Source organism: Micromonospora antibiotica (assembly GCF_017599305.1).
In the GTDB taxonomy this organism is placed as follows: domain Bacteria; phylum Actinomycetota; class Actinomycetes; order Mycobacteriales; family Micromonosporaceae; genus Micromonospora; species Micromonospora antibiotica.
Genome location: NZ_JAGFWR010000008.1, coordinates 113,789 through 138,477 on the forward strand (window position 1 = coordinate 113,789; position 24,689 = coordinate 138,477).

20 protein-coding genes are annotated in these 24,689 nt (G+C 73.1%); 15 read left to right on the forward strand and 5 right to left on the reverse strand.

Annotated features, from left to right (window positions below; translation table 11 throughout):
• Positions 1-16 precede the first annotated feature (16 nt).
• The gene (locus JQN83_RS16455; protein WP_208568034.1) at positions 17-565 is read right to left on the reverse strand and encodes a Uma2 family endonuclease; all 549 of its coding nucleotides are present in this window, start codon (positions 563-565) and stop codon (positions 17-19) included.
• A 360-nt stretch (positions 566-925) separates the two neighbouring features.
• On the opposite strand from JQN83_RS16455, the gene JQN83_RS16460 reads away from it, so the two are divergent.
• The 6 genes from JQN83_RS16460 to JQN83_RS16485 all read left to right on the forward strand — a co-directional run bounded on the left by JQN83_RS16460 (position 926) and on the right by JQN83_RS16485 (position 8,486).
• Entirely contained in the window at positions 926-1,969 is a 1,044-nt protein-coding gene (locus tag JQN83_RS16460; protein ID WP_208568137.1) for an ABC transporter ATP-binding protein, read from the forward strand.
• Between the two features lie 55 nt (positions 1,970-2,024).
• The gene (locus JQN83_RS16465; protein WP_208568035.1) at positions 2,025-3,116 is read left to right on the forward strand and encodes an ABC transporter ATP-binding protein; all 1,092 of its coding nucleotides are present in this window, start codon (positions 2,025-2,027) and stop codon (positions 3,114-3,116) included.
• Positions 3,113-4,117 (forward strand): ABC transporter permease, encoded by a 1,005-nt coding sequence (locus JQN83_RS16470; protein ID WP_208568036.1) that lies wholly within the window; start codon positions 3,113-3,115, stop codon positions 4,115-4,117. Before JQN83_RS16465 ends, JQN83_RS16470 begins: the two co-directional genes overlap by 4 nt.
• Positions 4,118-4,129: 12 nt before the next feature.
• Positions 4,130-5,116 carry an ABC transporter permease gene (locus tag JQN83_RS16475; protein ID WP_208568037.1) on the forward strand — a complete coding sequence of 329 codons (987 nt, stop codon included), beginning with the start codon at positions 4,130-4,132 and terminating at the stop codon, positions 5,114-5,116.
• Between the two features lie 150 nt (positions 5,117-5,266).
• Complete coding sequence (locus tag JQN83_RS16480; RefSeq protein WP_208568038.1) at positions 5,267-7,009, forward strand: ABC transporter substrate-binding protein; 1,743 nt, start codon at positions 5,267-5,269, stop codon at positions 7,007-7,009.
• Between the two features lie 712 nt (positions 7,010-7,721).
• Entirely contained in the window at positions 7,722-8,486 is a 765-nt protein-coding gene (locus tag JQN83_RS16485) for a class I SAM-dependent methyltransferase (protein WP_208568039.1), read from the forward strand.
• 81 nt (positions 8,487-8,567) lie between these two features.
• Here JQN83_RS16485 and JQN83_RS16490 read toward each other — a convergent pair whose 3' ends face one another.
• Positions 8,568-10,712, reverse strand: a complete 2,145-nt coding sequence (locus tag JQN83_RS16490; RefSeq protein WP_208568040.1) for a S9 family peptidase — start codon at positions 10,710-10,712, stop codon at positions 8,568-8,570.
• Between the two features lie 86 nt (positions 10,713-10,798).
• Between JQN83_RS16490 and mshB the strand changes: the two genes are divergently transcribed.
• The 3 genes from mshB to JQN83_RS16505 all read left to right on the forward strand — a co-directional run bounded on the left by mshB (position 10,799) and on the right by JQN83_RS16505 (position 12,813).
• The gene (gene mshB, locus JQN83_RS16495) at positions 10,799-11,806 is read left to right on the forward strand and encodes an N-acetyl-1-D-myo-inositol-2-amino-2-deoxy-alpha-D-glucopyranoside deacetylase (RefSeq protein ID WP_208568041.1); all 1,008 of its coding nucleotides are present in this window, start codon (positions 10,799-10,801) and stop codon (positions 11,804-11,806) included.
• Positions 11,807-11,823: 17 nt separating this feature from the next.
• The gene (locus JQN83_RS16500) at positions 11,824-12,267 is read left to right on the forward strand and encodes a hypothetical protein (protein ID WP_208568138.1); all 444 of its coding nucleotides are present in this window, start codon (positions 11,824-11,826) and stop codon (positions 12,265-12,267) included.
• An 81-nt stretch (positions 12,268-12,348) separates the two neighbouring features.
• A complete protein-coding gene (locus JQN83_RS16505) occupies positions 12,349-12,813 on the forward strand; it encodes a hypothetical protein (RefSeq protein WP_208568042.1) in 465 nt (154 codons plus the stop codon).
• A gap of 19 nt (positions 12,814-12,832) precedes the next feature.
• Here the strand turns inward: JQN83_RS16505 and JQN83_RS16510 are convergent, their stop codons facing one another.
• Positions 12,833-13,816, reverse strand: coding sequence for a GNAT family N-acetyltransferase (locus JQN83_RS16510; protein ID WP_208568043.1), 984 nt, complete (start codon positions 13,814-13,816; stop codon positions 12,833-12,835).
• Positions 13,817-13,894: 78 nt separating this feature from the next.
• Here JQN83_RS16510 and fdxA point away from each other — a divergent pair, with 78 nt between their 5' ends.
• The 5 genes from fdxA (at position 13,895) to JQN83_RS16535 (ending at position 17,829) form a co-directional block, all read left to right on the forward strand.
• Positions 13,895-14,221, forward strand: a complete 327-nt coding sequence (gene fdxA, locus JQN83_RS16515; RefSeq protein WP_007072862.1) for a ferredoxin — start codon at positions 13,895-13,897, stop codon at positions 14,219-14,221.
• Between the two features lie 158 nt (positions 14,222-14,379).
• The gene (gene dapC / locus JQN83_RS16520) at positions 14,380-15,477 is read left to right on the forward strand and encodes a succinyldiaminopimelate transaminase (RefSeq protein ID WP_372444054.1); all 1,098 of its coding nucleotides are present in this window, start codon (positions 14,380-14,382) and stop codon (positions 15,475-15,477) included.
• An 11-nt stretch (positions 15,478-15,488) separates the two neighbouring features.
• Complete coding sequence (locus JQN83_RS16525; protein ID WP_208568045.1) at positions 15,489-16,502, forward strand: prephenate dehydrogenase; 1,014 nt, start codon at positions 15,489-15,491, stop codon at positions 16,500-16,502.
• A gap of 47 nt (positions 16,503-16,549) precedes the next feature.
• A complete protein-coding gene (locus JQN83_RS16530; protein WP_208568046.1) occupies positions 16,550-17,188 on the forward strand; it encodes an SIMPL domain-containing protein in 639 nt (212 codons plus the stop codon).
• A complete protein-coding gene (locus tag JQN83_RS16535) occupies positions 17,188-17,829 on the forward strand; it encodes a nucleoside/nucleotide kinase family protein (RefSeq protein WP_208568047.1) in 642 nt (213 codons plus the stop codon). The genes JQN83_RS16530 and JQN83_RS16535 overlap by 1 nt, the downstream gene beginning before the upstream one ends.
• Here the strand turns inward: JQN83_RS16535 and JQN83_RS16540 are convergent.
• Together JQN83_RS16540 and JQN83_RS16545 are read right to left on the reverse strand one after the other, a co-directional pair.
• Positions 17,812-20,379, reverse strand: coding sequence for a hypothetical protein (locus JQN83_RS16540; RefSeq protein WP_208568048.1), 2,568 nt, complete (start codon positions 20,377-20,379; stop codon positions 17,812-17,814). The genes JQN83_RS16535 and JQN83_RS16540 overlap by 18 nt on opposite strands.
• A gap of 92 nt (positions 20,380-20,471) precedes the next feature.
• Positions 20,472-21,029 carry a sugar O-acetyltransferase gene (locus JQN83_RS16545; RefSeq protein WP_307799348.1) on the reverse strand — a complete coding sequence of 186 codons (558 nt, stop codon included), beginning with the start codon at positions 21,027-21,029 and terminating at the stop codon, positions 20,472-20,474.
• Between the two features lie 201 nt (positions 21,030-21,230).
• On the opposite strand from JQN83_RS16545, the gene JQN83_RS16550 reads away from it, so the two are divergent.
• Positions 21,231-24,530 (forward strand): S8 family serine peptidase, encoded by a 3,300-nt coding sequence (locus JQN83_RS16550; protein ID WP_208568140.1) that lies wholly within the window; start codon positions 21,231-21,233, stop codon positions 24,528-24,530.
• The last annotated feature ends 159 nt before the right edge of the window (positions 24,531-24,689 follow it).

Consider the following 24,689-nt stretch of genomic DNA (forward strand, 5'->3'; position numbering starts at 1 on the left):
AGCCCACCGACATCCGTCAGGGCACCAGATGCTCGGGGCGGATCGTGGCCTGCACCGGCTCAAGCAGGCGCAGGGTTTCTCCGCGTTTGGTGGCGGAGTGTTCCGTGTAGTGGCGGCCCCGCCGACGGTAGAGGCGTAGCGCGCCGGTCTTCTGCTCCACCAGCAGGTACCACTCGATGCCGGCTGCCGCGTAGTAGTGCATCTTCAGGACCTTGTCGGTGGACGCGTTGCTCGGCGAGATGATCTCGCAGACGAGGTGCACCTCGTCTGCCTCGATCATCGGCTCGTCCAGATTCACGGGGTCGGTGATGATGAGGTCGGGGATGGGGATGCGGCCGGGCCGGAGTCGAACGTTCACCGCCTCCAGCAGTTCCAGGCCGACCTTCTCGGCCGCCGGTTCGAGTATGTTGCCCAGTTTGCGCGAGATGCGTTGGTGGCGGGGGGTGGGGGCTGGGGTCACGTGGAGGCTCCCGTCGAAGAGTTCGACGCGTTGGGACGTCTCATCGAGGGAGAGGTACTCCTCTTCGGTCCACGGTCCGTCGTGGCCGAACACCGCTGCGGTCATGGTCGGTCACCTCCACCTCGTGTCGCCGGGCATCCTCCACCGGGCACCAGGGCCATGGTCGCACCCCGGGTGCGACCGGTGGGTGACGACACCGCACGGCGACGCGGAGCCGCGACGATGACGGCCGCGCTACTCCGGGCGGGGCGGGGGCGGCCGAGGGTGCGCGGCGGGGTCATCGGGTCGTTACGCTGTGGTCCGCTGTCAGCTCACGGTCCGTAGCTTATTTTCAGCGTCGGCTCTTTGTTGTAGGTTCCCTACAACCCGAGGGAGGCGGTCGTGGACAGTCCGCAAGCAGCGCCGCCCGGCCCGCCGGACGCCCACCCGGACGCGCCGGGGACACCCGACGACCGCCGTCCGGCCGTGCCGCAGCCACGCGTCGACGACGAGCCGTACCTGCGGGTGGACGACCTACGGGTGCGGTTCGACACCGCCGACGGTGTGGTGCGCGCGGTCGACGGGGTGTCCTTCACCGTCCGGCGCGGCCGGACGCTCGGCATCGTCGGCGAGTCGGGCTCCGGCAAGAGCGTCACCTCGCTGGCCGTCCTCGGCCTGCACGACCCCCGGCGCAGCACCGTCACCGGCAGGATCACCGTCGGCGGCCGGCAGCTCGTCGGCCTCCCCGAGGACCGGATACGCCGGCTGCGCGGCCGGGACGTGGCGATGATCTTCCAGGACCCGCTCTCCGCGCTGCACCCCTACTACACCGTGGGGCGGCAGATCGCCGAGGCGTACCGGGTGCACCACCCCCGGGCGGGGCGGCGGGCGGCACGGACCCGTGCCGTGGACATGCTCGACCGGGTGGGCATCCCTCAGCCGGCCCGCCGCTACGACCAGTACCCGCACGAGTTCTCCGGCGGCATGCGGCAGCGGGCGATGATCGCGATGGCGCTGGTCAACGACCCGGCGCTGATCATCGCCGACGAGCCGACCACCGCCCTGGACGTGACGGTGCAGGCGCAGATCCTCGACCTGCTCGCCGACCTCCAGGCCGAGTTCCACACCGCGATCGTCCTGATCACCCACGACCTGGGAGTGGTCGCCCAGGTCACCGACGACGTGCTGGTCATGTACGCCGGTCGGGTGGTCGAGCAGGGCAGCGCGACACAGGTGCTCCGCCGGGCGCAGCACCCGTACACCTGGGGATTGCTCTCCAGCGTGCCGTCGCTGCACGGCGACCCGGACGCGGACCTGGTGCCCATCCCCGGCAACCCGCCCTCCCTGATCCACCTGCCCCCCGGCTGCGCGTTCCACCCGCGCTGCCGGTACGCCGGCGACCGCTCCCGCGCCGAGGTGCCGCGCCTCGTCCCGACCGGCGCGGACGGCCACCTGGTCGCCTGCCACCTGCCCCCCGACGAGCGCACCCGCCTGGCGGCCGGGGCGTTGAGCGAGAGGCGGCTGCCATGAGCGCGAGGAACGTGGCGCAGCGGAGTCCCGCAGTCGCGGGCGAGAGGCGGCTGCCATGAACGCGGCCGAGCCGTTGTTGCGGGTGCGGGGGCTGACCAAGCACTTCCCGGTACGCAGCGGCCTGCGGTCCCGGGGGCTGCTGCGGGCCGTCGACGGGCTCGACTTCGACGTGCGACCCGGCGAGACGTTGGGCCTGGTGGGGGAGTCCGGCTGCGGCAAGAGCACCACCGGCCGGCTGCTGGTCCGGCTGCTGGAGCCGACCGCCGGGACGATCGAGTTCGCCGGCCGGGACATCACCCACGCCCGTCGGCGTGAGCTGCGCCCGCTGCGGCAGGACCTCCAGATCATTTTCCAGGACCCGTACGCCTCGCTGAACCCCCGGCACACCGTCGGGCGGATCGTGGCGATGCCGTTGCAGGTCAACGGGATCGACCCACCCGGCGGGGTGAAGGCGCGGGTCCGGGAACTGCTGGAACTGGTCGGGCTCAATCCGGAGCACTACAACCGGTACCCGCACGAGTTCTCCGGTGGGCAGCGGCAACGGATCGGGATCGCCCGCGCGCTGGCCCTGCGACCCAGGCTGATCGTCGCCGACGAGCCGGTCTCCGCCCTCGACGTCTCGATCCAGGCACAGGTGGTGAACCTGCTGCGGGACCTGCAACGCGACCTCGGCCTGGCGTTCGTGTTCATCGCGCACGACCTGGCCGTGGTGCGGCACTTCTGCCAACGGGTCGCGGTGATGTACCTGGGCCGGATCGTGGAGATCGGCGACCGGGACGACATCTACCAGCGACCCCGGCACCCGTACACCCGGGCGTTGCTGTCGGCGATCCCGGACGTGGGCGCGCTCGGGCCGGCCGGGCGGATCAGGTTGACCGGGGAGGTGCCGACGCCGCTGGACCCGCCGTCGGGGTGCCGGTTCCGTACCCGGTGTCCCCGGGCGCAGGAGGTGTGCGCCCGTGAGGAGCCGACGCTGGTGACCCGCGACGACGCCCGGCAGGCGGCCGCCTGCCACTTCCCGGAGGCCGGACCGCCGACCCCCTCCCACCCGGACGCGGCCGGGCCGGGCGGTGCCGTCGTGGACGCGACGCCTGCGGGCGACGGTGCGGGCCGGCTGGACGGGAACGCCGGGGAGGTGGCGCGATGAGTGTGTCCCCGGTCGATCCGGCGGCGCTGGCCGAGACCGGGACGGGGCCGGGTGGCGACCGGTCCGGGGCCGGGTTCGTCGGACGCTCGCCCGGCCAGCTCGCCTGGGCCCGGCTGCGGCGCGACCGGACCGGGCTGGTCAGCGGTGCGATGCTGGTCTTCTTCGTGCTGGTGGCGCTCGCCGTCCCGCTGATCGAGTGGGCGTACGGGGTCGGCCCCCGGGAGCAGTTCCAGTCCCGGTTGGACGGGTTCGGGATGCCGCTCGGTTATGCCGGCGGGGTGACCGGGGAGCACTGGTTCGGGCTGGAGCCGGGGCTGGGCCGGGACATCTTCATCCGGCTGGTGCACGGGCTGCGTACCTCACTGTTCATCGCCGTGGCGGCGGCGGTGACCACGGCGGTGATCGGTGTCGTGCTGGGCACCGTCGCCGGCTACCTGGGCGGCTGGGTGGACGCGGTGGTCAACTGGGTCACCGACCTGACCCTGGCGATGCCGTTCCTGATCATCGCGTTGGCGTTGACGCCGACCCTCGCGCTGCGCTTCTACGGCCAGCGGGACGAGGTGCCGGCCGCGTTCCAGATCGGGGTGCTGATCGCCGTCTTCGCGTTGTTCGGCTGGACGAGCACCGCCCGGCTGGTGCGCGGGCAGGTGATCGCGCTGCGCGAGCGGGAGTTCGTGGAGGCGGCGCGGGCCAGCGGCGCGGGGCTGGGACACATGCTGTTCCGGCAACTGCTGCCCAACCTCTGGGCGCCGATCCTGGTGTCCTTCTCGCTGGCGGTGCCGGCGTACGTCACCGGCGAGGCGGCGTTGTCGTTCATCGGGGTCGGGCTGACCGACGCGACCCCGAGCTTCGGCCGGATGATCTACCGCAGCCTGGACTACCTCCAGACCGACCCGGCGTACGTCTTCTTCCCCGGCGTCACGATCTTCGCGCTCGTGTTCGCCTTCAACCTCTTCGGTGACGCGCTGCGCGACGCGCTCGACCCGAAGTCGTCCCGGTAGGAGTGTGCGGCGGTGGCGCGGTTCCTGGTCAAGCGGCTCTTCTCGGCGACGTTGACGCTCTTCGCGGTGAGCGTGCTCAGCTTCCTGATGTTCTTCGCCCTGCCCCGGGACCCGGTCACCGGCATGTGCCCGAAGAACTGCAACCCGGAACGGTTGGAACGGGTCCGTCAGGAGTTGGGCCTGCGCGACCCGCTGATCAGCCAGTACGCCGGCTACATGAAGGGCATCGTCACCGGCCGGGACCTCGGCAGCGCGCAGGGCGGCCGGTGCGACGCCCCCTGCCTGGGCTGGTCGTACGTGTCCAACGAGGCCGTCAGCGACACCATCGCCCGGGTGCTGCCGGTGACGTTGAGCATCGTCGTCCCGGCGGCGGTCCTGTGGCTGCTGCTCGGGGTGGGCCTGGGTGTGGTGTCGGCGCTACGCCGGGGCACCTGGCTGGACCGGGCGGCGATCGGCTTCTCACTGGCCGGGGCGTCGTTGCAGCTGTACTTCGTGGGGGCGGTGCTGCTGCTGGTCTTCGTCTACACGCTGCGGTGGCTGCCGGTGCCCAGCTACACGCCGCTGCTGGACGACCCGGTCAGGTGGGCCAGTGGCCTGGTGCTGGCCTGGCTGGCGCTGGCGTTCCTCTTCTCCGCCATCTACGCCCGGCTGTCCCGGGCGCAGATGCTGGAGACGCTGTCCGAGGACTTCGTCCGCACCGCGCGGGCCAAGGGCCTGTCCCAACCCACGGTGTACGGCCGGCACGCGCTGCGCGCGGCGATCACCCCGGTGGTGACCATCGCCGGCCTGGACGTCGGCGGCGCGCTCGGCGGCACGGTGATCACCGAGACCACCTTCGGCCTCAACGGCATGGGGCGCACGGCGGTCGACGCGGTGCGCGCCGGTGACCTGCCCACCATCATGGCGACCGTGCTGATCGCGGCGGTCTTCGTGGTGCTGGCGAACGTGCTGGTGGACCTGCTGTACGCGGCGATCGACCCCCGGGTACGGCTGCGCTGAGCCGGCGGGCGGCCTGTCGGGTGCAGCGCACCCGGCCCGCCGGGCGACAAGAGTTGTCGACATCTGTTAGACAGTCCGAAGTTTTTCTTCTTGACGATCCTCGGGACGTCGGCGTTCACGCCCGACGGTGACGGGGTGGAGGAGGTAGGAATGCGACCACGCGCAGCAGCCGCCGCAGGCGGCGCGATCGCCCTGGTGGTGGCGTTGGGGGCCTGCTCGGAGAACACGGGCGAAGGCACCACCGTGGACACCGACCGGCAGCAGACCGGGGTTATCGCCACCGACCCGAAGGACTCGCAGGGCCCCGCCGCCGAGGTGGCCGGCGCGGCGAAGGGCGGCACCTTCACCGTCATCCGGGAGACGCCCATCTCCCACCTGGACCCGCAGCGGACGTACTCCTTCGCCGGGCTGATGGCCAACCCGCTCTTCGCCCGCTACCTGACCACCTGGAAGGACGACGGCAAGGGTGGCCTGGTCCTGGTCGGTGACCTGGCGCAGACCCCCGGCAACAACGTCAACAGCGACTGCCGGGTCTGGGAGTTCACCGTCAAGGACGGGGTCAAGTTCGAGGACGGCAGCCCGATCACGTCCAAGGAGATCGCGTACGGCATCGCCCGCTCCTTCGACCCCGACCTGACGGGCGGCCCCACCTACCTGCAGGAGTGGCTGGCCGACAGCCCGCAGTACGACACGAAGTGGGACTTCGCGAAGAACAAGACGTCGCTGCCGCCGGGCCTGACCACCCCGGACGCCAAGACGGTGCGGTTCGAGTTCGCCAAGCCCCGCTGCGACCTGCCGTTCGCGGTCTCGCTGCCGACGACCGCGCCACTGCGGCCGGACCGGGACACCGGGGTCAACCTGGACCAGAAGCCGTTCTCCTCCGGACCGTACAAGATCGCCAAGAACCAGGCCGGGGTGCAACTCACCCTGGACCGCAACCCGCACTGGGACGCCGCCACCGACCCGGTCCGCCACCAGTACCCGGACCAGTTCGTCTGGACCTTCGGGCCGACCCCCGACGCGGCCGTCAACCGGGTGTTCGCCGACAACGGCACCGACCAGAGCGCGCTGGCCTGGAACTACGTGCCCGCCTCGCTGGTCGCCCGGGTCGCCCAGGACCAGGCCCTCAAGGCGCGGAGCATCCTGTCCCCGACGCCGAGCGCCAACCAGTTGGTGATCAACAACCAGCGGGTGACCGACCTCGCGGTCCGGCGGGCGCTCAACTACGCCATCGACCGGGACGGCCTGGTCAAGGCCCTCGGTGGGCAGACCGTCGCCCAGCCGATGACTACCCTGATGCCGCCGTCCACCATCGGCTACCAGGCGTACGACGCCTACCCGGCCGGCGCCAACGGCGACGTCGACAAGGCCAAGGAGTTGCTCGGCGGGAAAACCCCGGAGCTGGTCCTCGGTGTCGCCGACAGCGCCACCGAACAGCAGATCGGCACCCAGCTCAAGGGCAACCTGGAACGCGCCGGCTTCAAGATCACTGTGCGGAACATCCCGGACGACGCGAAGCTCGACGAGATCAAGAAGAAGAACAACCCGTGGGACCTCTACATCGGCAACTGGGCCGCCGACTGGCCCAGCGGCGCGTCGATCCTGCCGGTGCTCTACGACGGCCGCACCATCAAGGCCGAGGGCAACAGCAACCAGGCGTACTTCAACGACCCGGCGGTCAACGCCGAGATCGACCGCATCCAGGCGATGCCCCCGGCCGACCAGGGCCCCGAGTGGGGCAAGCTCGACCAGCGGATCATGACGGAGTACGCCCCGGTGGTGCCGCTCTTCGTCGACGTGGCCTACACGGTCCACGGGTCCAAGGCGGGTGGGGTCTTCATCTCCAGCGTCTTCGGCTACCCCTCCTTCGTCAACGCCCACGTCAAGCAGTGACGTCACACTGAGCCGGGCGGGCGCCCTCCCGACCCTGGTCGGGGGTCGCCTCGCCCGGCTCAAGATCGTGCTGGAACCAGGATGTAGTGGCCTCGGAATCGCACGATCCCCCTACATCCTGGTTCCAGCACGATCTTGCGGGTTCCCCGGTTCCCCGGGGCGCCTTCGCTGACGTCGGCATGGTCGCCCGTACCGGCGCATCCACCGTGGCCGTCGGTGACGTAGGATGCCCTGTCGCCGAGCAGCACCGTGCCGGAGGCCACGAACGTCTCCCTCGGTAGTCGGCCCGCGCCGACAGCAGTACGAGCCCTGGTGCTGTTACCCACGATCACCCCCCAACCCCACCCCCACCCACCCGACCCCGGTGATCAAGAGGTATGCGTCAGATTTCGGCCGTGGGATGACGCAAACCTCTTGATCAACGGGGTCGGGGGCCGCCGACGAGGCGGACAGCATCGCCGCCGGCACGGGGCGCTGATCCGGCAAGCGGTGCGGGGGAATTCGTGTCGGCTTTACCTCTCCGTGTTGAGGCGGTCGCCCTTGATGCGGTCGCCGGCCGGACTGGCCGGGCGATTTCAGGGAGGGCTGAGAAGAACGTCGGGAAAGCCGTCACCGTCACCGTCGACGGGGTCGGCGCCGCCACCCGTGCCGACCGTCGGGCAGAGGCGCAAATCGATTGACCGTCGGTTGGTCGGTCGGGAGAGTGCAGGGCATGGACCCGACGTCGCGTGCCAACCGGACCGCCTGGGAACTGGCCCATCAGGAGCGGGTCTGGGCCAACGACCAGATGGCGGCCGAGGCGGCGGCCGGCGTCACGCTCATCGCCAGTGAACGCGCGCTGCTCCGGGACATCCTGGCGACCCGGCCCCTGGTGGCGCACCCGCAGAGCGGCAACGGTCAGGACGACATCGCTCTGGTCGACGCGGGCGCCCGGATGGTGGTCGGTGTCGACTACAGCGAAAGCGCGATCCAGGGAGCGCGGGGGCGTGCCGACGCCCTCGGTGCCGCCTGTCGCTACCTGCTCGGGACGGTCCCCGGCGTGCCGCTGCGTGACGGCAGCGTCGACCTCGTCTATACCGGCAAGGGCGCGTTGATCTGGATGCCCGACATCGACGCCTGGGCCGCGGAGATGGCCCGGCTGCTGCGCCCCGGCGGCCACCTGTTCGTCCACGACGGTCACCCGGCCACCGACCTGTGGACCTGGGACCTGGACGAGCCGCGTATCCGATCCGACCGCAGCTACTTCGGCCGCTCGTTCGTGTGCGCCGACGACAGTTTCCCGGCCCACGGGGCGGTGATGTGGCAGTGGACGCTCGGCCGGATCGTCACCGCCGTCGTCACCGCCGGCCTGGAGGTCCGGCAGCTCGACGAGTACGCGGAGCCGTTCTGGCGGATGGGCGACGTCGACGCGGCGGCCTTCCGGGGCCGCCTGCCGAACGCGTTCGCCCTACTGGCCCGCCGCCCCGCCGCCGGCTGACCCGTCCCGCCGCCCGCTGACCCGCCCGGCCGGCGGCCCAGGCGACCCCGGCGCGATCCGGCGGGACGGTCCGGCGCCGGCTCAGCCCAGGTGGGTACGGAGGAAGTCGAGTTCCAGGCGGAGCAGGCGTTCGGACAGCCCACCGGCCGCCATGTGGGTGGCCCCGGTCAGCGGCAGCACCGCGTGCGGCCGGCCGGTCGACAGCAGTGCCGCCGACAGCCGCAGGGTGTGCGCGGCGACCACGTTGTCGTCGACCATCCCGTGCACCAGCAGCAGCGGGCGGGCCGGCTCGCCGGGATGCAGCGGCTCCGCCGCCAGCTCCACCAGCGAGTGGTGCCCGTACACGTCGATGCCGTCGTCGGGCAGGCCGAGGTAACGCTCGCTGTACGCGGTGTCGTACAGCGTCCAGTCGGTGACCGGGGCGCCGGCGATGCCGCACCGGAACAGCTCCGGGTGGCGTAGCACGGCCAACCCGGCCAGCCAGCCGCCGAACGACCAGCCCCGGATCGCCACCCGGTCGAGGTCCAGGTCGGGGTGCTTGCCGGCGAGCGCGGTCAACGCGTCCACCTGGTCGGTCAGGATCACGTCGGCCACCCGCCGGTGGATGGCCTTCTCGAACGACGGTGCCACGCCCGGCGTACCCCGGTTGTCGATGGTGACCACGGCGAACCCGCAGTCCGCCCACCACTGCCGTTCCAGCCACGCCGACCGGGCGGCCACCACCTCCTGGTGGCCGGGGCCGCCGTAGATGTCCAGCAGCACCGGCAGCCGGGTGCCCTTGACGTGCTCGGTCGGGTAGAGCACCGCCGACGGTAACCGGCGGTCGGTCACCCGGACCAGCATCGGCCGGGGCGCCGACGACGGGGTCGCCGCCAGCGACCGTAGCCGGGTCACCTCCCGGTCGCCGCGCCACACCGACCAGCTCGTCCCGGCCTCGTCCAGCGAGGCGGTGCCGACCACCAGGGTGTCCCCGCCGACCGCCGCCGTGTGCCAGCCGGGGGTGCTGCTCATCCGGCGGGCGTCCACCCCACCACCGATCACGGTACGCACCCGGTAGAGGTGCCGTTGGCTCGGTTCGCCCTCGCTCGCCTCCACCAGCAGGTCGGCCGGCCCGGGACCGGTGGGCAGCCGGCCCACCACCCGTCGCACGTACAGCGAGGGCGGGGTGAGCAGGGTGCCGTCGGCGAACAGGCAGCGGGCGTCGTACCCGTCGTGGGCCAGCTCGCCGCCGACCAGCACCCGGCCGTCCGGCAGGTGCGCCGGGGTGCCCGGGATCGGCTCCACCCAGCGCGGGTCGGCCAGCTCCGCGTGCACCTGCGTCTCGCCGGTACGCGGGTCCACCGCCAGTACCAGGCCGTGCTGCTGCGACCGGCGCAGCACCGTGATCAGCGGGTTGCCGTCGGCCCAGTCGACCGACGCCAGGTACGGGTAGGTCTCCCGGTCCCAGTGCACGTCGACCCAGCCGTCGTCCAGGTCGAGCAGGTGCAGGCTGACCTCCGCGTTCGGCCCACCCGCCCGGGGGTACGCGACGGTGGTCGGCGGGGTCGCCGGGTCCGCCGGGTCGTGCAGGTGCCAGCGCGGCAGCCGGGACTCGTCGACCCGGGCGGCGAGCACCATCCGCCCGTCCGGGGCCCACCAGTAACCCCGGAACCGGCCGAACTCCTCCGCCGCGACATGCTCGGCGAGCCCCCAGCTCACCCCACCGTCCTCGCCGGCCAGCAGGGAGTCGGTGCCGTCCGGGGCGACCACCCGCAGCTCGCCCCGGCGTACCCCGTCGGCGGTGTCGGTCACGTAGGCCACCCGCTGACCGGTCGGGTCGGGACGCGGGTCGATCACCGGGCCGACGGTGCTCACCTCGATCACGTCGCCGTGCACCAGATCGGCCCGGAACAGCCGGCCGGCCAGCGCGAACACCGCCACCCGGCCCGCCCCGTCCAGGGCGTACGAGCCGATGCCGGCGGTGCTGAGCCGGCGTCGTTCGCGCAACGCCCGCTCGCCGGGGGCCAGCGCCACCGGGTCGGCGTCGTCGCCGAGCAGCACGGCCGGGTCGGCGACCAGGCGTTCCTCGGCGGAGGCGGTCTCCAGCGCCCAGAGCGCGTCGGCCGGGTCCTCCGGGCCGCCCGAGCGGAGGAAGACCACCCGGGAACCGTCACCGGTCACGGACACGGCACGCGGCGCCCCGTGGCTGAACCGACGGGTACGGGCGGCCAGCTCGGGAAAGTCCACAACCCGGATCGTAGAGCGGTGCCGGGCGTGATGTGGCCGACCTGGGTGGACGCGTACGCCCCGGCGCGGACGGACCGCCGGTTAGAGTGACCGTCGTGACGACGCTGCCCGACCGACGCCTGCTGCTGGTCCACGCGCATCCCGACGACGAGTCCATCGGCACCGGGTCGACGATGGCGCACTACGCCGCCGACGGTGCCCACGTCACGCTGGTGACCTGCACTCTCGGCGAGGAAGGCGAGATCCACCGGCCGGAGCTGGCGCAGCTCGCCGCCGCCGAGGCAGACCAGCTCGGCGGCTTCCGGATCGGGGAGCTGGCCGCCGCCTGCGCCGCGCTCGGCGTCACCGACCACCGCTTCCTCGGCGGCGCGGGCCGCTACCGGGACTCGGGCATGATGGGGCTGGCCACCAACGAGCACCCCCGGGCGTTCTGGGCGGCCGACCTCGACGTGGCCGCCGGTCAGCTCCTGGACGTCATCCGGGAGGTCCGCCCGCAGGTCATGGTCACCTACGACCCGAACGGCTTCTACGGTCACCCGGACCACATCCAGGCGCACCGGGTGACGATGCGGGCACACGAGCTGGCCGCCGCGGAGGGCATCGCCCCGGCCAAGGTCTACTGGACGGCGCTGCCCCGCAGCGTCCTGGAGGCCGGCATGAGCCACTTCACCGAGTCCTCGGACAACCCGTTCGCGGGCATCGACAGCGTCGACGAACTGCCCTTCGGCACCCCGGACGACCAGATCGCCGCCCGGATCGACGCCACCGACCAGCACGCCGCCAAAGAGGCGGCGATGCGGGCGCACGGCACCCAGATCCCCGCCAACTCCTGGTTGTACGCGATCGCCGGCAACTTCGGCGCCGAGTTCATGGGCGTGGAGTTCTTCACCCTGGCGGTGGGGGAACCCGGCCCGGCCGGTGGACCGAACGGCTGGGAGAGTGACCTCTTCGCCGGGATCGACACGACCTCGTCGGGCTCGTCCGCCGGCCGGCCCGACCCGGCTGCCGGTCAGCCGGTGGCGGCGGCACGCCGGCCGGAGCAGGCGTCCCCGGTGGGGGGCGGGCCGGCCTCGGCGATGGCCGGACCCCGGTGACGCTGCCCGCCACGCCGATGCCGGTCGTCGAGGAGGAGACCGCCGCCGTCCCGCCGCCACCCGGCCCGACGGTACGCCTGTTCGACGTCGTGCTGCGGTTGGTCGGCGGGTTGGTCGCCGTGGTCGGCGGGGTGCTCACCGCCCTGATCGGCCTGCTGCTGTCCACCGTCCGGGTCGGCGGGCAGCTGATCGGGGTGTCGGTGGTGGTCACCATCCTGGGGGCGATCGCGGTGAGCTGGTTCGCGTACGCCACGGTCGGCCGCAAGTGGGCGGTGGCGTTGCCGGCCCTGCCGTGGTTCGTGCTGATGGCGGTGGCAGCGGTCCGTACCGCCGAGGGTGACCTGCTGGTCGCCGGGGACAACTGGGTCGGGCTGGCGATGATCACCACCGGGGCGATGACGTTCGCGGTGATGGCGTTCCGGCAGATCCTCAGCCCGCAGCCGCGCCGCCACGACGGGTGATGACGGCACACAGCCGACGGTGGTAGATATTCCTGCCAGGAGCCCCGTCGACGCGGCGGGCGGTGTGGCAGGAGGCGTGTGATGAGAGATCGGTGGCGGGCTGTCGGCGTACTCGCGGCGGCATTGTTCGCGGTCAACGTGGTGGCCCGGGTGATCATCAAGCTCGGCTTCGACGGGAACGACACTGCCGCCGACCGGGTCTCGCTGGGCATGTTCATCGTGGTCGGACTGGTGCTGGCCGGGGTGGTCTTCGCCTGGGGCCGGGTCGTGCCGGCGGCGCGTTGGGGGGCCGACGTGGCCGCCGCGGTGGCGGTGGCGCTGCTGCTGACCGTGCTCGTCGGCCCGCTGCTGGTCGGCAACGATCCGTTCGGTGGGGGAGCGGGGCTCTTCTTCGCCCAGATCTGGCTCTATCTCGCCGCCGCGGCGGCCGGCGTGGCGATCGGCTACCTGGTGCTCATCGCCCTCGGCCGCGACCACCGCTCACGCCAGCTCCAGCGGTACGCCGAGCGTAACGTGGGCAAGCCCCGCCGGGTGGTCCGCCGCTGACCCACCCGCCCGGGGTGGGTCAGGTGGGAGGGGCGACGCGGGTGAGGTAGGTGTGGTGGGTGGTGAAGCCGAGCTTGCGGTAGAGCGAGACCGCCTCGATGTTGCGCTGTTCCACCTGGAGGAAGGCGTGGGTCGCGCCCTCGGCCGTGCCCCAGTCGGCCAGCGCCCGGATCACCCGGGCGGCCAGCCCCTGCCGGCGTGCCTGCGGGGCCACCTCGATCAGGCTGAGCCCCAGCCAGCGGCCCTGCCCGGTGACGGTGCCCCGGCCCGTCGCCAGCAGCGCGCCGTCGGCGTACACCTGGGCGAAGCGGACCTGGGCCACGGCGGTCAGGATGTGCCGGGCGGAGTCCGGCAGGCCGCCCTTGCGGCCGGCGGCGACCGCGAGCCACTCCTCGGACGGCACGCCGGTGAGGGCGATCGCCGCACCGCCGGCCGGGCCTTGCGGGGTGGGAGCGGGGGGCGGCTCCGCCGGCCGCAGCGTGGCCAGCGGGACGGTCTGCACCAGGGTCAGCGGCCGGGCGGTCCAGCCCCGGGCGTCCAGTTCGGCGCCGACCGGCACGGCCAGTGGCAACGGCGTGTTGACCATGGCGGGTTGGCCGTGTTCGGCGTACCAGCGTTCGATCGCGTCGATCGCCGCCGGCAGCGGGCGGTCCGGGTCGCCGACCGGCAGCGCCGAATTGGCCCGGCCGGTCCAGCCGTCGGCGGAGCGCAGCAGCCAGTCGCCGAGCCGGGCGCGTACCGGTGCCGGCCACGCCTCGTCGGCGGCGAGTTCCAGTTCGACCACGGCCGAGGCGGTGGGCCGGCGGGTGGGGGGCACCCGCTTGGCCCGGTGCACCTCGGCCACCGGCACCCGGAGCCGGCCCTGGGCGGTGGCGATGGTGAGATGAGTCTCGCTCAGCTCGACCAGCTCGCCGAGGGCGTCCGAAAAGAGGGGCCGGCCCTCGCGAATCCCCACAATGCGGCGAACCACGATCCGGTGTCCCACATCCTGCTGTCGGAGCACGATCGACCTCCTCCCCGGCGAGATACTAGGCTCTTAGCGTCGCGGGTGATCGCGACGAGTCTGCGGAGGAGAAGACCGGTGACCTACATCATCGCCGAGCCGTGCGTGGATGTGCTCGACAAGGCATGCATCGAGGAATGCCCGGTCGACTGCATTTACGAGGGCAACCGGATGCTCTACATCCACCCTGACGAATGCGTCGACTGTGGTGCCTGTGAGCCGGTCTGCCCGGTGGAGGCCATCTTCTACGAGGACGACGTCCCGGAGCAGTGGAAGGACTACACCGGGGCCAACTACGAGTTCTTCGAGGACCTGGGCTCGCCGGGCGGTGCGTCGAAGATCGGCAAGGTGGAGAAGGACGCGACGTTCGTCGCCGGCCAGCCGCCGCGCGGCGAGGGCCACTGAACCGGCCGGCAGCCGGGACACCGGGCTCGCCGGCTGCGGTGCCGGGCTCGCCGGCCGGGTCGGCAGCGGTGCCGGCCGGCCCCGGGTCGGTGGTGCCGGCCGGTGGCGCGTCGGGGTCGTCGGCCGGGTCCGCGTCGGGCCCGGCCCGGCCCGGTCCGGTGTCGGCGCGGTTGCCCGAGTTCACCTGGGACACGCTGGACGCCGCGGCCGCCCTGGCCGCGGCGCACCCGGACGGCCTGATCAACCTCTCCATGGGCACGCCGGTCGACCCGGTGCCCCCGGTGATCCGGCAGGCGCTGGCGGACGCCGCCGACGCGCCGGGCTACCCGCTGACGGCGGGCACCCCGGCGCTACGCGACGCCATCGCCGGCTGGGTGGCGCGCGCCTGCGGTGCGGCTGCCGACGGGCTCGGGGTGCTGCCGACGATCGGGTCCAAGGAACTGGTCGCCTGGCTGCCCACCCTGCTCGGGATCGGCCCCGGCGACGTGGTCGTGGTGCCGTCGGTCGCCTATCCGACATATGAGGACGGGGCCCGGCTGGCCGGCGCGACCACCGTCCGCGCCGACTCGCTGACCGCCGTCGGCCCCACCTCCCGGGTACGCCTGGTCTGGGTCAACTCGCCCGGCAACCCGACCGGTCGGGTGCTGCCCGCCGCCCACCTGCGCAAGGTGGTCGACTGGGCCCGGGAGCGTGGTGCCGTGGTGGCCAGCGACGAGTGCTACCTGCCGCTGGGCTGGACGGCCGACGCCGCGCCGGTGTCGGTGCTCGCGCCGGAGGTCTGCGGCGGGTCGTACGACTCGGTGCTGGCGGTGCACTCGCTGTCCAAGCGGTCCAACCTGGCCGGCTACCGGGCCGGGTTCGTCGCCGGTGACCCGGCGCTCGTCGCCGAGCTGCTGAAGATCCGCAAGCACGCCGGCATGATCGTCCCGGCTCCGGTGCAGGCCGCGATGGTCGCCGCGCTGGCCGACCAGGCGCACGCCGACGAGCAGCGGGAACGCTACCGGGCCCGGCGGGAGACACTGCTCGCCGCGTTCACCGGGGCGGGCTTCCGGGTGGACCACTCCGAGGCGGGCCTCTACCTCTGGGTCACCCGCGACGAGGACTGCTGGGACACCGTCGACCGGCTGGCCCGACGGGGCATCCTGGTCGCCGCCGGGGCCTTCTACGGCCCGGCCGGGCAGCGGCACGTCCGGGTGGCGTTGACCGGGTCGGACGCGCACGTCGCGGCGGTCGCCCAGCGGCTCGCCCAGCCGTAGGGGCGGCTGCGGTGGGTGACGAGGTGGGCCGGCCCCGGGTCGCCGTGGTCGGCACCGGCCTGATCGGCGGTTCGATCCTGCTGCGGCTGCACGAGGCGGGTACGCCGGTGGCCGGCTGGGACCCGGACCCGGCGACCCGGGCCGAGGGCCGCCGCCGGGGCCTCACCTTCCCCGACGAACTGGCCGACGCGGTCCGGGACCGGGACGTGGTGTTCCTCGGTGGTCCCCTGCCGAGTCTGCCGCAGACCCTGCTCACCGTGGCCGGGCTGACCGACGACCGGTGTGTCGTCACCGACGTGGGCAGCACCAAATCGGCCGTCGCCGGGTTCGCCGGGGCGCACGGGCTGACCGGCCGGTTCGTCCCCGGCCACCCGATGGCCGGCACCGAACGGGCCGGGCTGACGGCCGCGCTCGCGGGTCTCTTCGTCGACGCGGCCTGGGTGCTCTGCCCGAGCGTCGACGGGTTGGTGCCGTTCCGGACGCTGGTCGGGCTCATCGTCGACGTCTTCGCCGCGCACGTCGTACCGATGTCGCCGGGGGTGCACGACTCCGTGGTGGCGCTCTCCTCCCACGTACCGCACCTGCTGGCCGGCAGCCTGGCCGGGGCAGCCGCCGACTCGGCGGTGCGGGACGCGGTGGTCCGGCTCGCGGCGGGCAGCTTCCGCGACGGCACCCGGGTCGCGACGACCCCGGCCCGGCGTACCGCCGACATGCTGCTGGCCAACCGGGAGCAGGTGCTGCGGCAGTTGGCCGAGGTGCGGGCGGCGCTCGACGGGCTGACCGAGGCGGTCCGCGCCGACGACCTGCCCGCGCTGGTGGCGCACTACGAGCGGGCCCGGACGGTACGGCTGCCGCCGGGCGACGTGCGACCCGTCCACCGGCGGTTCGCCCTCGCCGGGGACCCGGCGCAGGAGTTGGCGTTCGTCCGGTCGGTGGGTGAGTCCGGCGGGCACCTCACCGGTTGCACGGTGGCGGGGGAGTCGGTGACATACACCGGTCTGCGGCCCGCCGAGGCCCCGGCCTGACCGCGCGGAAACCGGCGGCGGTCCGGTTGCGCCGTTAGGGTGGGTGCGTGGCGGACGGACCGGTGGTGGCGGTACGCGGTGAGGCGTACCGGGAGGTGGCACCCGAGCTGGCCCGGTTCGAGGTGACGGCGACGGCCCGGGAACGGGACCGTCAGGTCGCCCTGACCCGGCTCGCCGAGCGGGCCGCCGCCGTCCGGGTGCTGCTCGACGAGCACGAGCCGGCGGTGGACCGCCGGGAGGCCGGGGAGCTGCGGGTGCGACCCGAGACGAACCGGTCCGGTGAGCGGGTCGTCGGCTACCTGGGCAGCGTCTCCACCACGGTCACCGTCACCGACTTCGGCTCCCTGGCCGAGCTGATGCTGCGGCTGGCCGAGCTGGACCACGTCGAGGTGGCCGGCCCCTGGTGGTCGCTGCGGCCGGACAGCCCGGCCCACCGGGAGGCCCGGCACGAGGCGATCGCCGACGCGTTGCGCCGGGCCCGGGAGTACGCCGAGGCGCTCGGTGCCCGGGTGACCGCCCTGCTGGAGCTGGCCGACACCGACGAGGGGTTCGCCGGGGGTGGGGCGATGTACGCCCGCCAGGACCGGATGGCCGGCTCACCGGAGCTGGAACTCGACCCCCGCCCGCAGTCGGTGCACGCGGTGGTGCGGGCCCGGTTCACCATCAGCGAGCCGGTCCTGACCTGATGCCCGAGGCGCGTCCGTTCTCCCTCGACGACCTGGTGGCCCGGGCCCGGTCGCTGGCCGACGCCGGCCCCCGGCAGTTGCTGGGCGTCGCCGGTGCGCCCGGGGCGGGCAAGTCCACGCTGGCCGAGCGGATCGTCGCGGCGGTCGGCCCGACCGCCCGGCTGGTGCCGATGGACGGTTTCCACCTCGCCCAGGCGGAGCTGGTCCGGCTGGGCCGGGCCGACCGCAAGGGCGCGGTCGACACCTTCGACGCCAACGGGTACGTGTCGTTGCTGCGCCGGTTGCACCGGTTGGAGCCGACCGCCGTGTACGCGCCGCTGTTCCGCCGTGATCTGGAGGAGCCGGTGGCCGGGGCGGTGGAGGTGCCGCCCTCGGTCCGGCTGGTGGTGACCGAGGGCAACTATCTGCTGCTCGACGATCCCCCCTGGGACGAGGTGCGGTCGTTGCTGCACGAGGCGTGGTTCCTCGACCTGGACGCCGAGCTGCGGTTGCGTCGGTTGGTGGCGCGGCACGTGGCGTACGGGCGGTCGCCGGAGGCGGCGCACACCTGGGCGTATGGCAGCGACGAGGCGAACGCCGCCCTGGTGGCGGGCACCGCCGACCGGGCCGACCTGGTGATCCGGTCAACCGACCCGGGGTGACGGGACGGTACGCCGCAGCAGCCGGGCGACCAGGGTCCGTTCCCGGTGGAACTCCAACGCCTCCGGGTAGCCGCCGTGGTTGCGGATCGGCGGGTCGGCGACCTCGCCTCCGCTGGGGTGCAGGGCCTCCGGGTCGGTCACCGGCACGTCGCGTTCCCCGGCGCTGATCCGCCAGCCGAGCGGGTCGGTGTCGCGCCAGAAGTTGGTCCACGCGACGTGGCCGGCGGGCCAGGTCAGGCTGTCGGCGAGGACCCGGAGCCGGGCCGGTCCGAAGTAGGCGGGGAAGATCCGTCCGTAGAGCCGGGTGAGCTGGCAGCCGTACGACAGGAACCAGATCCGCCGCCGCCATCGGGCCGGCAGTTGGAGCAGTGTCGCCGCGCAGATCACCGTGCCCTGGCTGTGTCCGGAGAGGATCACCCCGTCCATCCGGCGTGGGTCCTTTTCGCTCAGCGCCAGGATTCCGGCGACCCGGGTCTGCAACTCGGGTACGGCCCGTTCCGCATAGCTGGGCGGGGCGAGCGGGTGCGCGGCGCGCGGCCAGAAGGTGCCGATGTCCCAGAGCACCCCGACGCTGCGCCGGACGGTGTCGTTGCGGTAGACGAGCAGACCCAGGCCGGCGACCACCATGGGGAGCCAGCCCAGCATGGTGTCGCCGAGGTCTGCGGCGGCTCGTACCAGGCCGGACCAGCCCGACGCGCCGGCCGGTGTGGGGCGGGTACGGGTGAGCGCGGCCACGCAGGACAGGGCCACCAGCACCGCCGCGACGGTGGCGTAGCAGCCGATCAGCCGTACCGCGTGTTCGCCGACGAGTCGGTGCAGCGCGCGGAACGTGCTGACGTCCCGGCAGCGGCGCAGGTCGTGCGCGGAGAGGTCCCGCCGGCGGGCGGTGAGCCGGGTGTACTCGGCGCGGCGCAGCCGGCGGAAGAGCATCCCGGCGTGGATCAGCGTGCCGAGCAGGGCGGCGGTGGCGACGGTGAAGGCCAGGCCGGCCCAGATCACCGGCAGCGGCGGCACGATCGGCGACAACCCGCTGGGTGAGGCGGGACCGTCGAGCCGGTCGGTGACCCAGTAGAGCAGGCCGGCGCAGTAGGCGATGGCCATCATCCAGCCGAAGCCGGCGATCACGGCGGCCCCCCGACCGCCCCAGGCCATGTCGGTGTGCGCGCCGAGCGGTTGCTGGTCGGCGTCGCTGCCGGTGCGGGGCAGCAGCAGACCGGTGGCGGCGACCGCGACGGCCGGTGCGGCGAGCATCCAGATCCGCAGTCCGTCGGGGGCGGTGGGGAGGCCGGACAGCCAACCGTCGCGCCAGGCCATCCCGAGGGGCAGCAGCACGGCGACCGTGCCGGGGACGAGCAGGGCGCGTCGTCCGGACCGGGCGACGGTGCCGATGGCCATCAGCAGCAGTACCTGGTAGGTGGCGAGCCAGGCGACGAGCCCGTCGTAGCCGGGCAGGGAGTGGTCGGTGAGGCAGCCGGCGAGGCCCGGGTCACTGGCGCATCCGGCCGGTGGGCGCCACTGCGCCAGCGGGCTGCCGGCGGGGCCGTCCGGCAGCAGCAGGAGGGTGAAGGTGCCGACCAGCGCGACGCCGGTGAGCACGCCGACGGCGATGCTCCACGCGCCGAGCGGGGTGGCCCCGCTGCGCCGGGTCAGCCAGGGTCGGCCCACCGCCACGACCGCGATCGCCACGACCGCGACCAGGGCGGCGACGGTCGGGGCGGCGACCACGGCCCGGACGCCCCGGGCCGGGTCCATCACCAGCACCGCGCCGACGGGTACCGCGGCGGCGAGCGCCGCGCCGACGCACAGGTGCAGGACGGCGGCGCGGCGCAGCTGACCCTCCCCGCCCCAGAAGGTGGGGTCCTGCAACGGGTTGGCCAGGGCGGGCGGGGTGGGGTGTTCGCCGTGGTCCGCCAGCGGGGAGCGGGGTTCGGCGGGCATCTCGGCCTCGTACTGGTAGGTGCGCCAGGCGACGACGCCGAGCACCAGCAGCATGGCCAGCGGGACCAGCAGGCCGACGGCGAGCGCGTGGGCGTCCGCGCGCCACCAGCCCCGACCGAGGAACTCCCACGAGCCGGGCAGTCGCCGCAGGCACTCGTGGTCGACGCACTGCCAGGCGATCAGGTCGACTCCGATGCCGGCGGCGGCGAGCACCAGGGTGCCGGTGAGGCTGAGGCAGAACAGCCGGATCAGCCAGGCGGTGATGCCGGAGCGGCTGCCCCAGCGTTCGGTGTCCGGGTCGGGTGGGATGCCGGGGCGGGCGTACAGGGCGACGTTGGCCAGGGTGAACGGCAGCAGCAGCGTCCACAGGGCCCGTTCGACGTCGCGTGCGGTCCGCGCCCCCGAGGTCAACTGCCCCCAGCTGTACGCCTCGACGACGACCGGGTCGTCCGGGGCGGAGTCGCTGGCGCGGTAGAAGCCCGTGACGTTACCGCCGGAGACGAGTCGGGGCGGCTGGCCGACACCGGTCGGGTCGGTGGGCAGACCGAGGATCTGGTCGGGCGGGGTGTTCGACACGCCGTGCACCCGGAGTTCGAGTACGCGCTCGGCCATCGGTGCTCCCTGGTGACGTCGTCACTACCCAGAGTGCATCGGATTTTCTGATTCGCCCACCGATCTGTCCGGTGTTTTCGCAGCTCAGCCTGCTATTTCAGGGTTCGGATCACCCGTGCTGGGTTACCCACGGCGACCACGTTGGCCGGTAGGTCGCGGGTGACCACCGCGCCGGCCCCGACCACCGTGTTCGCCCCGATGGTCACTCCGGCGAGGACGATCACTCCGCCGCCGAGCCAGACGTTGTCGCCGATGGTGATCGGCTGGGCGGACTCCCACTTGGCCCGGCGGGGCTCCGCCTCGACCGGGTGGGTGGCGGTGAGCAGCTGCACGTTGGGTCCGATCTGGACGTCCGCGCCGATGGTGATCCGGGCCACGTCGAGCAGGACCGCGTTGAAGTTGACGAAGCTGCGGGCCCCGAGGTGGGTCTGCCAGCCGTAGTCGCAGTGCAGCGGCGGACGTACCCAGGCGTCCTCGCCGACGCTGCCGAGCAGGTCGCGCAGGGCGGCGAGCCGGCCCTGCGGGTCGTCGGCGGCGCTGCGGTTGAAGCGTTCGGTGAGCCGCGCCGCGCGGTCCAGGTCGGCGATGATCTCGGGCTCGTTCGCGATGTACGGCTCGCCGGCGAGCATGCGTTCCCTCATGGACGTCACCAGGTCATGGTCACCGGTCGGTCGTCCCCGGGGCGGGAAGTGGGTCGGTCCTGTCGCAGCAATGTGTCCGGACGGTCATCATTCGGCCTTCTATTTGCATACCGAGTATGTAATTCTAGGCGTCGATGTGACTCCGGTCATGAAACGCTCCAGAAGGAGGATCCGTTGCACGGAAGCAGAAGAACCGCGGCCGGCGGGTTGGTGCTCGCCCTGGCTCTCGGTCTGCCGGCGACGGGCGCGAACGCCGCCCCGGCCGCCCCGCCCGCGCCCCGGCCCACCACGCCGGCCGCCGGCTCCACCACGGTCACCCTGATCACCGGGGACCAGGTCACCGTCACCCGCACCGGTGGCGCCGCCGTGCGCCCCGGCGACGGCCGCAAGCACCAGCAGTTCCTGGTCCGCCGCGAACACGGCCACCTCAACGTGGTGCCCCGCGACGCGCTGCCGCTGCTGCGCTCGGGCCAGGTCGACCGACGGCTGTTCGACGTCACCGCGCTGATCGCCGCCCGCTACGACGACGCCCACCGGGACAATCTGCCACTGCTGGTGTCGTACCGCTCGGAGCAGTCCCGGCGTGGCGCGACCGCGCTGCCCGGCACCCGGGTGACCCGCGAGCTCCCGGCGATCCAGGGCGCGGCCCTGACCGCCGGCAAGTCCTCAGCCGGCGCGGTCTGGTCCACGCTCACCGGTGCCGGCAGTGCCCGACTCGGCGCGGCAGGGGGCGTCGAGCGGATCTGGTTGGACGGTCGTCGCGCACTCTCCCTCGACCACAGCGTGCCCCAGATCGGTGCGCCGACCGCCTGGGCGGCCGGTTACACCGGCAAGGGGGTGACCGTCGCGGTGCTGGACACCGGCGTCGACGCCACCCACCCGGACCTGGCCGGCAAGGTGAGCGAGGCACGCAACTTCAGCGACACGCCGGACCAGAAGGACACCGTCGGGCACGGCACCCACGTCGCGTCCACCATCGCCGGCAGCGGTGCCGCCTCCGGTGGGAAGTACAAGGGCGTCGCGCCGGACGCGAAGCTCCTCGACGGCAAGGTCTGCGAGGAGTTCGGCTGCGCCGAGTCGTCGATCCTGGCCGGCATGCAGTGGGCCACTGTCGACAAGAAGGCCGCCGTGGTCAACCTCAGCCTCGGCGGCACGGACACCCCGGAGGTCGACCCGCTGGAGGAAGCCGTCCAGACGCTGACCGCCCAGACCGGCAGCCTCTTCGTCATCGCCGCCGGCAACGACGGCCGGGACGGCTCGGTCGGCTCACCGGGCACCGCGGACGCCGCGCTCACCGTCGGCGCGGTCGACCGGGACGACGAACTGGCCGACTTCTCCAGCCGGGGTCCCCGGGTCGGTGACGACGCGCTCAAGCCCGACATCACCGCACCCGGCGTCGACATCGTGGCCGCCCGCTCCGTCGACGGCCAGATCGGTGACCCGGTGGGGACGCAGTACGTCGCACTCTCCGGCACCTCGATGGCCACCCCGCACGTCGCCGGCTCGGTGGCGTTGCTGGCCCAGCAGCACCCCGGCTGGAAGGCCGGGCAGCTCAAGGCGACCCTGATGGCCGCCGCCAAGCCGCACCCCACGCAGACCGCATACGAGCAGGGCGCCGGTCGGGTGGACCTGACCCGGGCGATCACCGAGCAGGTCACCACCGACCCGGTCAGCGTCTCGTTCGGCCGGGCCCTCTGGCCGCACGGCGACGACGCCCCGATCACCCGGACCGTCGCCTGGCACAACGCCGGGACGGCCCCGGTCACCCTCGACCTGACCCTTGAGGTGCAGGGACCGGGCGGGAAGGCCGCGCCGGCCGGCATGTTCACCCTCGGCGTCAACCGGATCACCGTCCCGGCCGGCGGTCGGGCCGAGACCACCGTCACCGCCGACACCCGACTCGGTGTCGACGGCTACTGGACCGGTCGGGTGGTGGCCCGGTCGGGGTCCACCGTCGCGGTGACCCCGCTGGCCGTGCACCGGGAGGTGGAGAGCTACACCGTCACGCTCACCCACCTCGACCGCAGCGGAAAGCCCGGCGGCGACTACTCGACCACCCTGGCCGACCTCACCAGGTACGACCTGGTGGACGTCACCGACTTCGACGGCGTCGCCGAGGTCCGGGTCCCCAAGGGCAGGTACGGGCTGAGCAGCGTCTTCTTCGAGCCGGGGCCGGACGAGCAGTCGGACGGGCTGGCCCTGCTCGCCCAGCCGGAGCTGGTGGTCGACGGCGACACGGCGGTCACCATCGATCTGCGCAAGGCCAAGCCGGTGCGGATGACCGTCCCGCAGGCCGACGCGAAGGTCGCCCTGGTCGACGTCAGCGCCAACTTCCTCACCCCCGACGGCGGCAGCTTCGGCTCCGGCATCGTCTCCTTCGACACCTTCGACGGACTGTCCACCGGGCAGCTCGGCAAGGCGGTGTCGGCCGACGAGTTCGTCGCCACCGTCAACAGCCAGTGGGCCGACCTCGAAGCCGAGCACAGCCCCTACCTGTACGCGCTGGCCGAGACCATCCCGGGCAGGCTGCCCAGCGGTTTCGTCCGCGACTACCGCAAGCGTGACCTGGCCACGGTGGTGCACAGGTTCCGTGACCCGTACCCGAAGATGGAAGCCGAGCGGCTGGTCTTCCCGGACAACGGCTACAACACCGGCGGCTGGGCCGTCGGGCTCGCCACCGACGTGCCCGGTCAGCGGGTCGAGCACTACAGCACCAAGGGTGTGCGCTGGGACTCCGAACTGGACTTCGGTACCCGGACCGAGGATGGCTGGCTGGACCTCCAGGCGATCCTCCTGAGCCGGTCCGCCGCCTACCAGGCTGGCCGCCGGGTCACCGAGACCTGGGGGGCCGCGCCGCTCGGGCCGTCCCTGCCCACCCCACGCTGGCCGGAGGAGAGCGTCACCCGGGTCGGGGACACCATCCTGGTGAGCGTGGCACTGCACAGTGACGCGGCCGGGCACATCGGGGTGTCGCTCAACGACACCGCCCGTACCGTCCTGTGGCGCAACGGCAAGCTGGTGGAGGAGCTCGACACCTCGGGGTACGGCGAGTTCACCGTGCCGAAGGGGGACGCCGAGTACAAGCTGACCGTCGGGGCCAAGCGGAACCTCACCGACCTCAGCACCGAGGTGGAGGCGAGCTGGACCTTCCGCTCGGGGCACGTGGCGGGTGACACGCCGAAGCGGCTGCAGCTGTCGGAGATCCGGTTCACCCCGCGGCTGAACGCCGACAACACCGCCCCGGCCGGGCAGGTCTTCGCCGTGCCGGTCCAGGTGCGGCGGCAGGAGGGCGCCGGCACCGCCAAGCTGGCGAAGCTCAGCGTCGACGTGTCGTACGACGGCGGGAAGACCTGGCGGCGGGCGACCGTGGTGAAGGTGCCGGGCCAGGGCACGGTGGCGCTGGTCAAGCATCCGGCCGGTGCCGGGTACGCGTCCCTGCGGGCGACCGCCCGGGACACCGACGGCAACACCGCGAGCACCCGGATCATCCAGGCGTACCGCCTGAAGTGACCCGACGTCCGGGCCCGCGACGGTGACGTCGCGGGCCCGGACCCGTGCGCGCACCCACGGCGGCCCGCACGCCGCCGGGCGGCTCAGTCGTCGGCGTGCCGGGCCGCTCGGTTGTTGGGGTTTCGGGCGGCCCGGTCGTCGGCGTGCCGGGCGGCCCGG

Coding starts and splice junctions, on each gene's coding strand:
- JQN83_RS16455 (WP_208568034.1), bottom strand. CDS start 565: ATGACCGCAGCGGTGTTCGGCCACGACGGACCGTGGACCGAAGAGGAG.
- JQN83_RS16465 (WP_208568035.1), top strand. CDS start 2,025: ATGAACGCGGCCGAGCCGTTGTTGCGGGTGCGGGGGCTGACCAAGCAC.
- JQN83_RS16470 (WP_208568036.1), top strand. CDS start 3,113: ATGAGTGTGTCCCCGGTCGATCCGGCGGCGCTGGCCGAGACCGGGACG.
- JQN83_RS16480 (WP_208568038.1), top strand. CDS start 5,267: ATGCGACCACGCGCAGCAGCCGCCGCAGGCGGCGCGATCGCCCTGGTG.
- JQN83_RS16485 (WP_208568039.1), top strand. CDS start 7,722: ATGGACCCGACGTCGCGTGCCAACCGGACCGCCTGGGAACTGGCCCAT.
- JQN83_RS16500 (WP_208568138.1), top strand. CDS start 11,824: ATGCCGGTCGTCGAGGAGGAGACCGCCGCCGTCCCGCCGCCACCCGGC.
- JQN83_RS16505 (WP_208568042.1), top strand. CDS start 12,349: ATGAGAGATCGGTGGCGGGCTGTCGGCGTACTCGCGGCGGCATTGTTC.
- JQN83_RS16535 (WP_208568047.1), top strand. CDS start 17,188: ATGCCCGAGGCGCGTCCGTTCTCCCTCGACGACCTGGTGGCCCGGGCC.
- JQN83_RS16540 (WP_208568048.1), bottom strand. CDS start 20,379: ATGGCCGAGCGCGTACTCGAACTCCGGGTGCACGGCGTGTCGAACACC.